Annotated in this window: 14 protein-coding genes; all 14 read left to right on the top strand. The window is 51.3% G+C overall.

Annotated elements, in window-relative coordinates; genetic code table 11:
• The first annotated feature begins 80 nt into the window (after window positions 1–80).
• The 14 genes from tsf (at window position 81) to rnhB (ending at window position 14,181) form a co-directional block, all read left to right on the top strand.
• Window positions 81–932 (top strand): translation elongation factor Ts, encoded by an 852-nt coding sequence (gene tsf, locus ACO7SM_RS17485; protein WP_203358869.1) that lies wholly within the window; start codon window positions 81–83, stop codon window positions 930–932.
• 150 nt (window positions 933–1,082) lie between these two features.
• Window positions 1,083–1,808 carry a UMP kinase gene (gene pyrH, locus ACO7SM_RS17480; protein WP_046475796.1) on the top strand — a complete coding sequence of 242 codons (726 nt, stop codon included), beginning with the start codon at window positions 1,083–1,085 and terminating at the stop codon, window positions 1,806–1,808.
• A gap of 152 nt (window positions 1,809–1,960) precedes the next feature.
• Entirely contained in the window at window positions 1,961–2,518 is a 558-nt protein-coding gene (gene frr, locus ACO7SM_RS17475; RefSeq protein WP_203358868.1) for a ribosome recycling factor, read from the top strand.
• Window positions 2,519–2,613: 95 nt separating this feature from the next.
• Window positions 2,614–3,810: a 1-deoxy-D-xylulose-5-phosphate reductoisomerase gene (gene ispC, locus ACO7SM_RS17470; protein ID WP_490468567.1), complete on the top strand. Its 1,197-nt coding sequence runs from the start codon at window positions 2,614–2,616 to the stop codon at window positions 3,808–3,810.
• A 188-nt stretch (window positions 3,811–3,998) separates the two neighbouring features.
• Window positions 3,999–4,757: a (2E,6E)-farnesyl-diphosphate-specific ditrans,polycis-undecaprenyl-diphosphate synthase gene (gene ispU / locus ACO7SM_RS17465; protein ID WP_162381150.1), complete on the top strand. Its 759-nt coding sequence runs from the start codon at window positions 3,999–4,001 to the stop codon at window positions 4,755–4,757.
• A gap of 12 nt (window positions 4,758–4,769) precedes the next feature.
• Window positions 4,770–5,627 (top strand): phosphatidate cytidylyltransferase, encoded by an 858-nt coding sequence (gene cdsA / locus ACO7SM_RS17460; protein WP_490468566.1) that lies wholly within the window; start codon window positions 4,770–4,772, stop codon window positions 5,625–5,627.
• An 11-nt stretch (window positions 5,628–5,638) separates the two neighbouring features.
• Complete coding sequence (gene rseP, locus ACO7SM_RS17455) at window positions 5,639–6,991, top strand: sigma E protease regulator RseP (protein ID WP_192611146.1); 1,353 nt, start codon at window positions 5,639–5,641, stop codon at window positions 6,989–6,991.
• Window positions 6,992–7,020: 29 nt separating this feature from the next.
• On the top strand, window positions 7,021–9,450 hold the full coding sequence (bamA, locus tag ACO7SM_RS17450; RefSeq protein ID WP_490468565.1) for an outer membrane protein assembly factor BamA: 2,430 nt from the start codon (window positions 7,021–7,023) through the stop codon (window positions 9,448–9,450).
• Between the two features lie 122 nt (window positions 9,451–9,572).
• Complete coding sequence (gene skp, locus ACO7SM_RS17445) at window positions 9,573–10,058, top strand: molecular chaperone Skp (RefSeq protein WP_490468564.1); 486 nt, start codon at window positions 9,573–9,575, stop codon at window positions 10,056–10,058.
• Window positions 10,059–10,061: 3 nt separating this feature from the next.
• Window positions 10,062–11,087 carry a UDP-3-O-(3-hydroxymyristoyl)glucosamine N-acyltransferase gene (gene lpxD, locus ACO7SM_RS17440; protein ID WP_490468563.1) on the top strand — a complete coding sequence of 342 codons (1,026 nt, stop codon included), beginning with the start codon at window positions 10,062–10,064 and terminating at the stop codon, window positions 11,085–11,087.
• A 105-nt stretch (window positions 11,088–11,192) separates the two neighbouring features.
• On the top strand, window positions 11,193–11,648 hold the full coding sequence (gene fabZ / locus ACO7SM_RS17435) for a 3-hydroxyacyl-ACP dehydratase FabZ (protein ID WP_003018528.1): 456 nt from the start codon (window positions 11,193–11,195) through the stop codon (window positions 11,646–11,648).
• Window positions 11,649–11,651: 3 nt separating this feature from the next.
• A complete protein-coding gene (gene lpxA, locus ACO7SM_RS17430) occupies window positions 11,652–12,440 on the top strand; it encodes an acyl-ACP--UDP-N-acetylglucosamine O-acyltransferase (protein WP_192611150.1) in 789 nt (262 codons plus the stop codon).
• Window positions 12,440–13,588, top strand: a complete 1,149-nt coding sequence (lpxB, locus tag ACO7SM_RS17425) for a lipid-A-disaccharide synthase (protein WP_490468562.1) — start codon at window positions 12,440–12,442, stop codon at window positions 13,586–13,588. Before lpxA ends, lpxB begins: the two co-directional genes overlap by 1 nt.
• Window positions 13,585–14,181: a ribonuclease HII gene (gene rnhB / locus ACO7SM_RS17420; protein WP_490468561.1), complete on the top strand. Its 597-nt coding sequence runs from the start codon at window positions 13,585–13,587 to the stop codon at window positions 14,179–14,181. Before lpxB ends, rnhB begins: the two co-directional genes overlap by 4 nt.
• The last annotated feature ends 14 nt before the right edge of the window (window positions 14,182–14,195 follow it).

The following is a 14,195-nucleotide window of genomic DNA, read 5'->3' as shown; positions in this document are numbered from 1 at the left end:
GCCTGTATATGGCCCCCTTTTTCACTTTTAAATCTGTGCGGTTTATGGCCGGGCAGATCAAATCTTCCGAGGATTTTAGAATGGCTGAAATTACCGCATCCCTGGTAAAAGAGCTGCGTGAGCGTACCGGCGCAGGCATGATGGATTGCAAAAAAGCACTGACTGAAGCTAATGGCGACATCGAGCTGGCAATCGAAAACATGCGTAAATCCGGCGCTATCAAAGCGGCGAAAAAAGCAGGCAACGTTGCTGCTGACGGCGTAATCAAAACCAAAATCGACGGCAACATCGCTTTCATTCTGGAAGTTAACTGCCAGACTGACTTCGTTGCTAAAGATGCTGGTTTCCAGGCATTTGCTGACAAAGTACTGGACGCTGCCGTTGCTGGCAAAATCACTGACGTTGAAGTTCTGAAAGCACAGTTCGAAGAAGAACGTGTTGCGCTGGTTGCTAAAATCGGTGAGAACATCAACATCCGTCGTGTTGCTTCCCTGGAAGGCGAAATTCTGGGTAACTACCAGCACGGTGCGCGTATCGGTGTTCTGGTTGCTGCAACTGGCGCTGACGAAGAACTGGTTAAACAGCTGGCAATGCACGTTGCTGCAAGCAAACCAGAATTCGTTAAGCCGGAAGACGTGTCTGCTGAAGTGGTAGAGAAAGAATACCAGGTTCAGCTGGACATCGCGATGCAGTCTGGTAAGCCGAAAGAAATCGCAGAGAAAATGGTTGAAGGCCGCATGAAGAAATTCACCGGCGAAGTTTCTCTGACTGGCCAGCCGTTCGTCATGGAGCCGAGCAAATCTGTTGCTCAGTTGCTGAAAGAGCACAACGCTGACGTTACTGGCTTCATCCGCTTTGAAGTGGGCGAAGGCATCGAGAAAGTTGAGACTGACTTTGCAGCAGAAGTTGCTGCGATGTCCAAGCAGTCTTAATTTCATAAGGAGCCGCCTGAGGGCGGCTTCTTTTTGTGTCCGTCAGGCAAAATTCAGACAGACTCCAGGCGTTTCTGTGCTGATATGCGACATATCATATGTCGCCAGAATTAACCCCATCTTAATCGTTGACAGTCTCAGGAAAGAAACATGGCTACCAATGCAAAACCCGTCTATAAACGCATTCTGCTTAAGTTGAGCGGCGAAGCTCTGCAGGGTACGGAAGGCTTCGGTATCGACGCAAGCATACTGGATCGTATGGCTCAGGAAATCAAAGAACTGGTTGAACTGGGTATTCAGGTTGGTGTGGTGATTGGTGGCGGTAACTTGTTCCGTGGTGCTGGTCTGGCGAAAGCGGGTATGAACCGCGTTGTGGGCGACCACATGGGCATGCTGGCCACCGTAATGAACGGTCTGGCAATGCGCGATGCGCTTCACCGCGCCTATGTGAACGCCCGCCTGATGTCTGCTATTCCCCTGAACGGCGTATGTGACAATTACAGCTGGGCAGAAGCGATTAGCCTGCTGCGTAATAACCGTGTGGTTATTTTGTCTGCCGGTACGGGTAATCCGTTCTTCACTACCGATTCCGCAGCGTGCCTGCGCGGTATTGAAATTGAAGCCGATGTCGTACTGAAAGCCACCAAAGTAGATGGCGTATTTACTGCCGATCCGGCGAAAGATCCAACCGCGACCATGTACGAGCAATTGACCTACAATGAAGTGCTGGATAAAGAGCTGAAAGTGATGGATCTGGCCGCGTTCACGCTGGCTCGTGACCACAAATTGCCGATTCGTGTATTCAACATGAACAAGCCAGGTGCGTTGCGTCGTGTTGTGATGGGCGAAAAAGAAGGGACTTTAATCACGGAATAATTCCCGTGATGTCCAAATACAGGTAATATTCCGCTTTACTGTCGCGGGAGAGGCTCTTACCCGTATATGAATTAATCAGGGCTATACTTAGCACACTGCTACTGTGTGTGACTGTCTGGTCTGACTGAGACAAGTTTTCAAGGATTCGTAACGTGATTAGCGAAATCAGAAAAGATGCTGAAGTACGCATGGACAAATGCGTCGAAGCGTTCAAAAACCAAATCAGCAAAATACGCACGGGTCGTGCTTCTCCCAGCCTGCTGGATGGCATTGTCGTGGAATATTACGGCACGCCGACGCCGCTGCGTCAGCTGGCAAGCGTAACGGTAGAAGATTCCCGTACTCTGAAAATCAACGTGTTTGACCGTTCTTTGGGGCCAGCCGTTGAGAAAGCGATTATGGCTTCTGACCTCGGCCTGAACCCAAGCTCTGCAGGTAGCGATATTCGTGTTCCGCTGCCTCCGCTGACGGAAGAACGTCGTAAAGATCTGACGAAAATCGTTCGTGGTGAAGCTGAACAAGCACGTGTTGCCGTACGTAACGTACGTCGTGATGCGAACGATAAAGTGAAAGCTCTGCTGAAAGAGAAAGAGATCAGTGAAGATGACGATCGTCGTTCTCAGGAAGACGTGCAGAAAATGACCGACGCAGCCATCAAGAAAGTTGATGCGGCGCTGGCAGAAAAAGAAACTGAACTGATGCAGTTCTGATTTCCCTGTACGACTAAAACGCCGCACAGAAAACCTGTAAAGGTTGGCTGGCGGCGTTTTGCTTTTTATCGTATCTCAATTCTTCTGGACGTCTTATGAAGCATTTAACCATTCTGGGCTCAACCGGCTCTATTGGTTGCAGCACACTGGATGTGGTGCGCCATAACCCAGACAATTTCCGCATTGTTGCACTGGTGGCGGGTAAAAATGTTACCCGTATGGTCGAGCAGTGCCTGGAATTCACCCCGCGTTACGCCGTGATGGACGATGAGAATAGCGCCCGTCAGGTGAAGGCGGCGCTTTTGCAGCATGGCAGCCGTACTGAGGTGCTGAGCGGGCAACAATCGGCCTGTGATATGGCGGCGCTTGATGACGTTGATCAGGTGATGGCGGCGATTGTTGGCGCTGCCGGTCTGTTGCCGACGCTGGCGGCTATCCATGCGGGGAAAACCATCCTGCTGGCGAATAAAGAGTCGCTGGTGACCTGCGGGCGTCTGTTCATGGATGCGGTGAAACACAGTAAAGCCCAGCTTTTACCGGTAGATAGCGAACATAACGCGATTTTTCAGAGTTTGCCGCAACCTATTCAGCACAACCTGGGATACGCTGACCTCGAGCAAAATGGCGTGGTGTCGATTTTGCTTACCGGGTCTGGTGGCCCGTTCCGTGAAACGCCATTGCGCGATCTGGCGACGATGACGCCCGATCAGGCATGCCGTCATCCGAACTGGTCGATGGGGAGAAAAATCTCTGTCGATTCGGCCACTATGATGAATAAAGGTCTGGAATACATTGAAGCGCGTTGGTTGTTCAATGCCAGCGCAAGCCAGATGGAAGTGCTGATTCATCCGCAGTCTGTGATTCACTCCATGGTGCGTTATCAGGACGGTAGCGTCCTGGCGCAATTGGGAGAGCCGGACATGCGCACGCCAATTGCCCATACGATGGCATGGCCGAATCGAGTCTCTTCTGGCGTGAAGCCGCTTGATTTTTGCTCGCTCAGCGCGTTGACGTTCTCTGCGCCGGATTATCAGCGTTATCCGTGCCTGAAACTGGCGATGGACGCCTTCGAGCAGGGACAAGCCGCCACAACAGCGCTTAATGCGGCGAATGAGGTCACTGTCGCCGCATTTCTTGCTCAGCAGATTCGTTTTACCGATATTGCCAGTCTGAATTTGTCGGTACTGGAGAACATGGATCTGCAGGAGCCACAAAGCGTAGACGACGTACTGAAGGTCGATGCCATCGCACGGGAAGTCGCCAGAAAACAAGTCACGCGACGCGCCATATGACGATAATCCATCTACAGTAGATCGTGCTATTTGTTAGCGTTGTGCTTCAGTGATATAGTCTGCGCCACCTGATCGCAGGTATTTGGCTTTTTTCGGTCAGGTAAGCCGTGGTTTGACACGGCTTTTTTTTGTAAAGGCTTCAGTATTCCTGAGTACCGTTAAATCCTTTCAGGGACTAAAAACGCGTTATGTTGTCTGCAACTCAACCATTAAGCGAAAATTTGCCAGCACATGGCTGTCGTCATGTTGCGATCATTATGGATGGCAATGGTCGCTGGGCGAAGAAACAAGGGAAGATTCGAGCCTTTGGGCACAAGGCCGGGGCAAAATCTGTCCGTCGTGCTGTGTCTTTCGCTGCCAATAACGGTATTGACGCGTTAACGCTGTATGCCTTTAGTAGTGAGAACTGGAACCGACCAGCGCAGGAAGTCAGTGCGTTAATGGAGCTGTTTGTGTGGGCGCTTGATAGTGAAGTAAAAAGCCTGCACCGCCATAACGTGCGTCTGCGCATTATTGGAGATACCAGTCGATTTAACTCGCGTTTGCAAGAACGTATTCGCAAATCTGAAGCGCTCACGGCCCAGAATACCGGGTTGACGCTGAATATTGCCGCGAACTACGGCGGACGTTGGGATATTGTCCAGGGAGTCAGGCAACTGGCGGAACAGGTGCAGGAAGGTCTGCTGCGCCCTGATCAGATCGATGAAGAAATGCTAAGTCAGCAAATCTGCATGCATGAGCTGGCTCCTGTGGATTTAGTAATTAGGACTGGGGGAGAGCATCGCATCAGTAATTTTTTGCTGTGGCAAATTGCCTACGCCGAACTTTACTTTACTGATGTTCTTTGGCCCGATTTCGATGAACAAGACTTTGAAGGTGCGCTGCATGCCTTTGCTAATCGAGAGCGTCGTTTCGGCGGCACCGAGCCCGGTGATGACAAAGCCTGATGGGGGTCGCTTTTGCTGAAGTATCGCCTGATTTCTGCTTTTGTTTTAATACCTGTTGTCATCGCGGCACTTTTTCTGTTGCCGCCGGTGGGGTTCGCCATTGTTACGCTGGTCGTTTGTATGCTGGCCGCCTGGGAATGGGGACAGTTAAGCGGTTTTGCCACTCGTACACAACGGGTCTGGCTGGCGGTGCTGTGCGGGTTATTGCTGGCACTGATGCTATTTTTATTACCCGAATATCATCACAATATTCGCCAACCGCTGGTTGAAGCCTCGCTTTGGCTGTCGCTGGGCTGGTGGATTGTGGCGTTGTTGCTGGTGTTGTTTTATCCGGGCTCAGCCGCAATGTGGCGTAACTCGAAGATATTACGCGTTATTTTCGGCGTACTGACCATCGTTCCCTTCTTCTGGGGAATGCTGGCGCTGCGCGCCTGGCACTATGATGAGAATCATTACAGTGGCGCTGTGTGGCTGCTCTATGTCATGATCCTCGTCTGGGGAGCAGACTCCGGGGCGTATATGTTTGGCAAACTGTTTGGCAAACATAAGCTGGCGCCTAAGGTTTCTCCCGGTAAAACATGGCAAGGTTTTATTGGTGGTCTGGTGACCGCTGCGGTGATCTCATGGGGTTACAGTATGTGGGCTAACCTTGATGTCGCGCCTTCAACCTTGTTCATATGCTCTATTGTTGCTGCGTTGGCCTCTGTGCTGGGTGACTTAACGGAGAGTATGTTTAAGCGTGAAGCGGGAATTAAGGATAGCGGTCATTTGATCCCAGGACATGGTGGTATTCTTGATCGTATTGATAGCCTGACGGCTGCAGTACCGGTCTTTGCGTGCCTGCTGTTGTTGGTATTCAGGACGCTTTAACGGAAGGTATTATGCTGAGTATTCTCTGGAATCTGGCTGCATTCATCATCGCACTGGGTGTGCTTATCACCGTGCATGAATTTGGTCATTTCTGGGTTGCCCGGCGCTGCGGCGTTCGTGTCGAGCGCTTTTCCATTGGTTTTGGTAAAGCGCTTTGGCGACGCACCGATCGTTTTGGCACTGAGTATGTCATCGCTCTTATCCCCCTCGGCGGTTACGTCAAAATGTTGGATGAGCGCGCAGAGCCGGTAATACCGGAACTGCGCCACCATGCATTCAATAACAAAACCGTTGGACAGCGGGCGGCGATTATCGCCGCAGGTCCGATTGCAAACTTCCTTTTCGCTATATTTGCTTACTGGCTGGTCTTTATCATCGGTGTCCCTGGTGTGCGTCCGGTCGTTGGCGAAATAACGCCCAACTCCATTGCTGCCCAGGCGCAAATTCGGCCAGGTACGGAACTTAAAGCCGTTGATGGTATCGAAACCCCTGATTGGGATGCCGTCCGTTTACAATTGGTGTCGAAAATCGGCGATGAGCATACGACAATCAGCGTGGCGCCGTTTGGGAGTAACCAACGCCAGGACAAAACGCTGGATTTGCGTCAGTGGGCATTTGAGCCAGACAAAGAAGATCCTGTATCGTCTTTAGGGATTCGACCACGCGGTCCACAGATTGAACCCGTGTTGTCAGAAGTGCAGACGAACTCCGCAGCAAGTAAGGCGGGTTTGCAAGCTGGCGACAGGATCGTTAAAGTCGATGGTCAATCGCTAACGCAATGGATGATGTTCGTGACGCTGGTGCGCGATAATCCGGGTAAACCGTTAGCACTCGAAATCGAAAGACAAGGGAGTTCCTTGTCTTTGACGTTAATTCCGGATACAAAACCGGTTAACGGTAAAGCAGAAGGTTTTGCGGGCGTGGTGCCTAAAATTATACCTCTGCCAGATGAGTACAAGACAGTACGCCAGTATGGGCCGTTCAGCGCCATCCTCGAAGCCACGGACAAAACGTGGCAGTTGATGAAGCTGACGGTCAGTATGCTGGGAAAATTGATTACCGGTGATGTGAAACTGAACAACCTCAGTGGGCCGATTTCTATCGCTCAGGGGGCTGGGATGTCAGCGGAGTTTGGGGGCATTTATTACCTGATGTTTCTTGCGCTTATCAGCGTGAACTTAGGGATAATCAACCTGTTTCCGTTGCCCGTTCTTGACGGGGGGCATCTGCTGTTCCTGGCGATTGAAAAGCTGAAGGGCGGTCCGGTATCCGAGCGGGTTCAAGACTTTAGTTATCGCATTGGCTCGATTTTGCTGGTGTTGTTAATGGGGCTTGCACTTTTCAATGATTTCTCTCGGTTGTAAGAGAGTGTTAGGAAGAACGCATAATAACGATGGCGATGAAAAAGTTGCTCATAGCGTCGCTGCTGTTTAGCAGCGCCACCGTATACGGTGCTGAAGGGTTCGTAGTGAAGGACATTCATTTCGAAGGCCTGCAGCGAGTCGCTGTTGGTGCGGCCCTCCTAAGTATGCCGGTGCGCACAGGCGACACGGTTAATGATGAAGATATCAGTAATACCATTCGCGCTCTGTTTGCCACTGGTAACTTTGAGGATGTCCGTGTCCTGCGTGACGGTGATACCCTTCTGGTTCAGGTAAAAGAACGTCCGACGATTGCCAGCATTACTTTCTCCGGTAACAAATCGGTAAAAGAAGAAATGCTTAAGCAAAACCTCGAGGCGTCTGGCGTACGTGTTGGCGAATCTCTGGATCGCACCACTCTGGCTGATATCGAAAAAGGACTGGAAGACTTCTACTATAGCGTCGGTAAATACAGTGCCAGCGTGAAAGCGGTTGTCACGCCGTTGCCGCGTAACCGTGTTGACCTCAAACTGGTGTTCCAGGAAGGCGTATCGGCGAAGATCCAACAGATCAATATCGTCGGTAACCATGCCTTCAGCACTGACGAACTCATTTCTCACTTCCAACTGCGGGATGAAGTACCGTGGTGGAACGTCGTGGGCGACCGTAAGTACCAGAAACAGAAACTGGCGGGCGACCTCGAAACGTTGCGCAGTTACTATCTGGATCGCGGTTACGCGCGGTTCAACATTGACTCTACGCAGGTAAGTCTGACCCCAGACAAGAAAGGGATCTACATCACCGTTAACATCACCGAAGGCGAACAGTACAAGCTTTCAGGTGTTGAAGTGAGCGGTAACCTGGCGGGTCATTCTGCTGAAATTGAGAGCCTGACGAAGATTGAGCCGGGCGAACTCTATAACGGCACCAAAGTGACCAAAATGGAAGATGATATCAAGAAGCTTCTGGGTCGCTATGGTTATGCATATCCGCGTGTACAGTCGCAGCCTGAAATCAACGATGCTGACAAAACCGTAAAATTACGTGTGAACGTGGACGCGGGTAACCGTTTCTATGTGCGTAAGATCCGTTTTGAAGGTAACGATACCTCCAAAGATTCCGTTTTGCGCCGTGAAATGCGTCAGATGGAAGGGGCATGGTTAGGCAGCGACCTGGTCGATCAGGGTAAAGAGCGTCTGAGCCGTCTGGGTTACTTTGAAACCGTCGACACCGATACACAGCGTGTTCCAGGCATCCCGGATCAGGTTGATGTGGTTTACAAGGTTAAAGAACGTAACACCGGTAGCTTCAACTTCGGTGTGGGTTACGGTACGGAAAGCGGCGTCAGCTTCCAGGCCGGCGTTCAGCAGGACAACTGGTTGGGTACGGGTTATTCCGTTGGGATCAACGGTACCAAAAACGACTATCAAACCTATACTGAGTTGTCTGTAACGAACCCGTACTTTACCGTTGATGGCGTTAGCCTCGGTGGTCGTGTCTTCTATAACGACTTTGAAGCTGATGATGCTGACCTGTCCGACTATACCAACAAAAGCTATGGTACGGACGTCACGCTGGGCTTCCCAATCAACGAATACAACACGCTGCGTGCCGGTTTAGGTTATGTGCATAACAAACTGTCTAACATGCAGCCGCAGGTAGCGATGTGGCGTTATCTTGATTCGATGGGAGAAAATCCAGACCCGACGAATGATAACAACAGTTTTGCTGCAGATGACTTCACCTTCAACTATGGTTGGACATACAACAAACTTGACCGCGGGTACTTCCCGACGGAAGGGACGCGTATCAACCTGAACGGTAAAGTGACCATTCCGGGCTCAGACAACGAATACTACAAAGCGACATTGGATACGGCGACCTATGTGCCGATTGATGATGATCACAAATGGGTGGTTCTGGGTCGTACCCGTTGGGGTTATGGTGATGGCTTAGGCGGCAAAGAAATGCCGTTCTATGAGAACTTCTATGCGGGTGGTTCAAGCACCGTGCGTGGTTTCCAGTCCAACACCATTGGTCCGAAGGCACTGTATTTACCTGCGAACAGTCGTCATGACGGTGACGATGATTTCGAAAACGAGTGCGCAAGCACTAACACAGCGCCGTGCGAATCTGATGATGCAGTGGGCGGTAACGCGATGGCTGTCGCCAGCCTGGAATTCATTACCCCAACGCCGTTCATTAGCGAAAAATACGCCAACTCGGTCCGTACCTCTTTCTTCTGGGATATGGGTACCGTGTGGGATACTAACTGGGATTCCAGCAAGTATGCCGGTTATCCGGACTACAGCGATCCAAGCAATATCCGTATGTCTGCAGGTATCGCATTACAATGGATGTCCCCATTGGGGCCGTTGGTCTTCTCCTATGCCCAGCCGTTTAAGGATTACGATGGAGACAAAAAAGAGCAGTTCCAGTTTAACATTGGTAAAACCTGGTAATTGTTCTTCGCAAAGGAATGTAAGTGTTGTGTAGCGATGACTTTTGGCGATCCCATTAAGGGTCGCCTGGCCACGCAAAGAGCTGTACCTTCGGGTGCAAATGGGATGGTAAGGAGTTTATTGTGAAAAAGTGGTTATTAGCTGCAGGTCTCGGTTTAGCAATGGTTACGTCCGCACAGGCTGCTGACAAAATTGCAATCGTCAACATGGGTAGTCTGTTCCAGCAGGTTGCGCAGAAGACGGGTGTTTCCAGCACGCTGGAAAATGAGTTCAAAGGCCGTGCCAGCGAACTGCAGCGTATGGAATCCGATCTGCAATCTAAAATGCAACGTCTGCAGTCTATGAAGGCTGGTAGCGATCGTACTAAGCTGGAAAAAGAAGTCATGGCTCAACGTCAGGCTTTTGCTCAGAAAGCACAGTCTTTTGAGCAGGATCGTGCGCGCCGTTCCAACGAAGAACGTGGCAAACTGGTTACTCGTATCCAGACTGCTGTGAAATCCGTCGCTAACAGCCAGGATATCGATCTGGTCGTTGATGCTAACACCGTTGCTTACAACAGCAGCGAAGTGAAAGATATCACCGCTGACGTACTGAAACAGGTTAAATAAGTAATGCCTTCAATTCGACTGGCTGATTTAGCAGAGCAGTTGGATGCAGAATTACACGGTGATGGCGATATCGTCATCACCGGCGTTGCGTCCATGCAATCTGCGCAAACAGGTAATATCACGTTCATGGTAAATCCTAAGTACCGTGAGCATCTGGCTTTATGTCAGGCTTCTGCCGTCGTGATGACGCAGGATGATCTTCCTTTTGCTAAGAGTGCCGCCCTGGTAGTGAAGAATCCCTACCTGACGTATGCGCGAATGGCACAAATTTTAGATACCACGCCGCAGCCAGCGCAAAACATTGCACCCAGTGCAGTGATTGATGCAACGGCGACGCTGGGTAACAATGTCTCCGTAGGTGCAAACGCGGTGATCGAATCTGGCGTAACGCTTGGCGATAACGTGGTTATCGGTCCGGGTTGCTTCGTTGGAAAGAATACAAAAATCGGCGCAGGTTCACGCTTGTGGGCAAATGTGACGATTTACCACGACATTCAGATTGGTGAAAATTGTCTGATCCAGTCCAGCACGGTTGTGGGTGCAGACGGTTTTGGCTATGCCAACGATCGTGGTAATTGGGTGAAGATCCCGCAACTTGGTCGCGTTATTATCGGCGATCGCGTGGAGATCGGCGCTTGTACAACTATCGATCGTGGTGCGCTGGACGATACCATTATCGGTAATGGTGTGATCATTGATAATCAGTGCCAGATTGCACATAACGTCGTGATTGGCGACAATACGGCGGTTGCCGGTGGCGTCATAATGGCGGGCAGCCTGAAGATTGGCCGTTACTGCATGATTGGCGGCGCCAGTGTGATCAACGGGCATATGGAAATATGCGACAAAGTCACGGTAACTGGCATGGGTATGGTGATGCGTCCTATCACTGAACCTGGCGTCTATTCCTCAGGCATTCCGTTGCAACCTAATAAAGTATGGCGTAAAACCGCTGCGCTGGTGATGAACATTGATGATATGAGCAAGCGTCTCAAAACGATTGAGCGCAAGGTTAATCAGCAAGACTAACGCTTCACCTTTTGCGTGCCAAACTTTCCGGCCTGTCAGCATTCTTTCGATTGCGGCAGGCCGTGTTATTATTGCCTTTTAGTATATTTAGACAGGAAGAGTATTTTGACTACTAACACTCATACTCTGCATATTGAAGAGATTTTAGAACTTCTGCCGCACCGTTTTCCGTTTTTGCTGGTTGATCGTGTGCTGGATTTTGAAGAAGGTCGTTTTCTGCGCGCAGTGAAGAATGTTTCCGTTAACGAGCCATTTTTCCAGGGCCATTTCCCTGGCAAACCGATTTTTCCGGGCGTGCTGATTCTGGAAGCAATGGCTCAGGCAACAGGTATCCTCGCCTTTAAAAGCGTAGGAAAACTGGAGCCAGGTGAACTGTATTACTTCGCAGGTATTGACGAAGCACGCTTTAAGCGTCCTGTCGTGCCAGGCGATCAGATGATCATGGAAGTCACTTTCGAGAAAACACGCCGTGGCCTGACCCGCTTTAAAGGGGTTGCTCTGGTTGACGGTAAAGTCGTTTGCGAAGCAACTATGATGTGTGCCCGTAGCCGGGAGGCCTGATACGTGATTGATAAATCCGCCTTTATTCATCCTACCGCCATTGTGGAAGAAGGCGCCTCTATTGGCGCTAATGCTCACATTGGCCCTTTTTGTATTGTTGGACCCCATGTAGAAATTGGTGAGGGTACCGTACTGAAGTCTCACGTTGTCGTGAATGGCCATACTAAAATTGGTCGCGATAATGAGATTTATCAGTTCGCCTCTATCGGTGAAGTTAACCAGGATCTGAAATATGCGGGTGAACCGACCCGTGTGGAAATTGGCGATCGTAACCGCATTCGCGAAAGCGTCACCATTCATCGTGGCACAGTGCAGGGTGGTGGGCTGACGAAGGTGGGCAGCGATAACTTACTGATGATCAATGCCCACGTGGCGCATGATTGTACGATAGGTAACCGCTGTATTCTGGCCAATAACGCGACCCTTGCGGGCCATGTTTCGCTTGATGATTTTGTCATCATCGGCGGCATGACCGCTGTGCACCAGTTCTGCATTATCGGTGCGCACGTGATGGTTGGCGGTTGTTCTGGCGTTGCTCAGGACGTTCCGCCGTACGTTATTGCTCAGGGCAACCACGCGACGCCGTTTGGCGTCAACATCGAAGGGCTGAAGCGCCGCGGTTTCACCCGCGAAGCGATCACTGCGATTCGCAACGCCTATAAAGCGTTGTACCGTAGCGGCAAAACGCTGGAAGAAGCCAAACCGGAAATCGCCGAACTGGCGAAGCAGTACCCGGACGTTCAGCTATTCAGTGATTTCTTTGCCCGCTCAACACGCGGTCTGATTCGTTAATGGCTGAACAGCGCCCTTTAACGATTGCCCTGGTCGCCGGAGAAACCTCCGGCGATATTCTTGGTGCAGGTCTGATCCGTGCTCTCAAATTACGTGTGCCCAACGCCCGTTTTGTCGGTGTTGCCGGCCCACTCATGCAGGCCGAAGGTTGCGAAGCCTGGTACGAAATGGAAGAGCTGGCGGTGATGGGCATTGTTGAAGTGCTCGGACGCTTGCGCCGTTTGCTGCACATTCGAGCCGATCTCACGACGCGTTTTACCGACCTGCAACCGGATGTCTTTGTGGGTATTGATGCCCCGGATTTTAACATCACCCTTGAGGGCAACCTCAAAAAGCAGGGTATTAAAACCATTCATTACGTCAGTCCGTCCGTCTGGGCGTGGCGACAGAAACGTGTTTTCAAAATAGGCAGATCCACCCATATGGTGCTGGCGTTTCTGCCTTTCGAAAAAGCGTTTTACGATAAATTTAATGTACCGTGCCGCTTTATTGGTCACACGATGGCGGATGCCATGCCGCTGGATCCGGATAAAAATGCGGCCCGCGATGTGCTGGGGATCCCTCACGATGCCCATTGCCTCGCATTGTTACCTGGCAGCCGTGGCGCAGAAGTCGAAATGCTCAGCGCTGACTTCCTGAAAACCGCGCAGTTGTTGCGACAACACTATCCCGATCTTGAAGTCGTGGTGCCGTTGGTCAATGCCAAACGTCGCGAGCAGTTCGAGCGAATCAAAGCTGAAGTGGCACCTGATCTCTCAGTCCATTTGCTTGATGGAATGGGACGTGAAGCCATGGTGGCGAGCGATGCAGCCCTGCTGGCGTCGGGAACGGCGGCGCTGGAGTGTATGCTGGCGAAATGTCCGATGGTGGTGGGTTATCGCATGAAGCCCTTCACGTTCTGGTTAGCGAAACGACTGGTAAAAACCGACTATGTTTCGCTGCCTAATCTGCTGGCAGGAAGAGAGTTAGTCAAAGAGCTGTTGCAGGAAGAGTGTGAACCGAAGGCGTTGGCGGAAGCATTATTGCCCCTGTTGGCAAACGGTAAAACCAGCCACGCAATGCACGACACATTCCGCGCACTGCATCAGCAGATCCGTTGCAATGCCGATGAGCAGGCAGCGGATGCAGTTCTGGAGTTAGCACGATGATTGAATTTGTTTATCCGCATACCCATTTAGTGGCCGGTGTGGATGAAGTCGGGCGCGGGCCTCTGGTCGGCGCGGTCGTTACCGCCGCCGTCATTCTTGATCCGGCCCGCCCAATTGTGGGGCTCAACGACTCAAAAAAGCTTTCAGAAAAGCGTCGCCTGGCGCTGTATGACGAAATTAAAGAAAAAGCGTTAAGCTGGAGCCTGGGGCGTGCGGAGCCGCATGAGATCGATGAGCTGAATATTTTGCACGCGACCATGCTGGCGATGCAGCGAGCCGTTGCGGGCCTGCATATTGCGCCGGAATACGTGCTGATAGACGGTAATCGCTGTCCGGCGCTGCCGGTGCCTTCTATGGCCGTGGTGAAAGGCGATAGCCGGGTGGCGGAAATAAGTGCCGCATCCATTCTGGCAAAAGTGACGCGAGATGCTGAGATGACCGCGCTGGACGCCGTATTTCCCCAATATGGCTTTGCGAAACACAAAGGTTATCCAACCGCTTTTCATCTGGAAGCGCTGGCCGAATATGGTGCGACGGAGCATCACCGACGCAGCTTTGCTCCTGTCAAACGTGCACTGGGACTTGCGTCCTGATTCTTGCGTCGAGA

The sequence above is a fragment of the Citrobacter sp. LJND-P06 genome (assembly GCF_058188415.1).
Note: the sequence above shows the minus strand (reverse complement) of the source record. Positions and strands in the feature narration are given on the sequence as shown.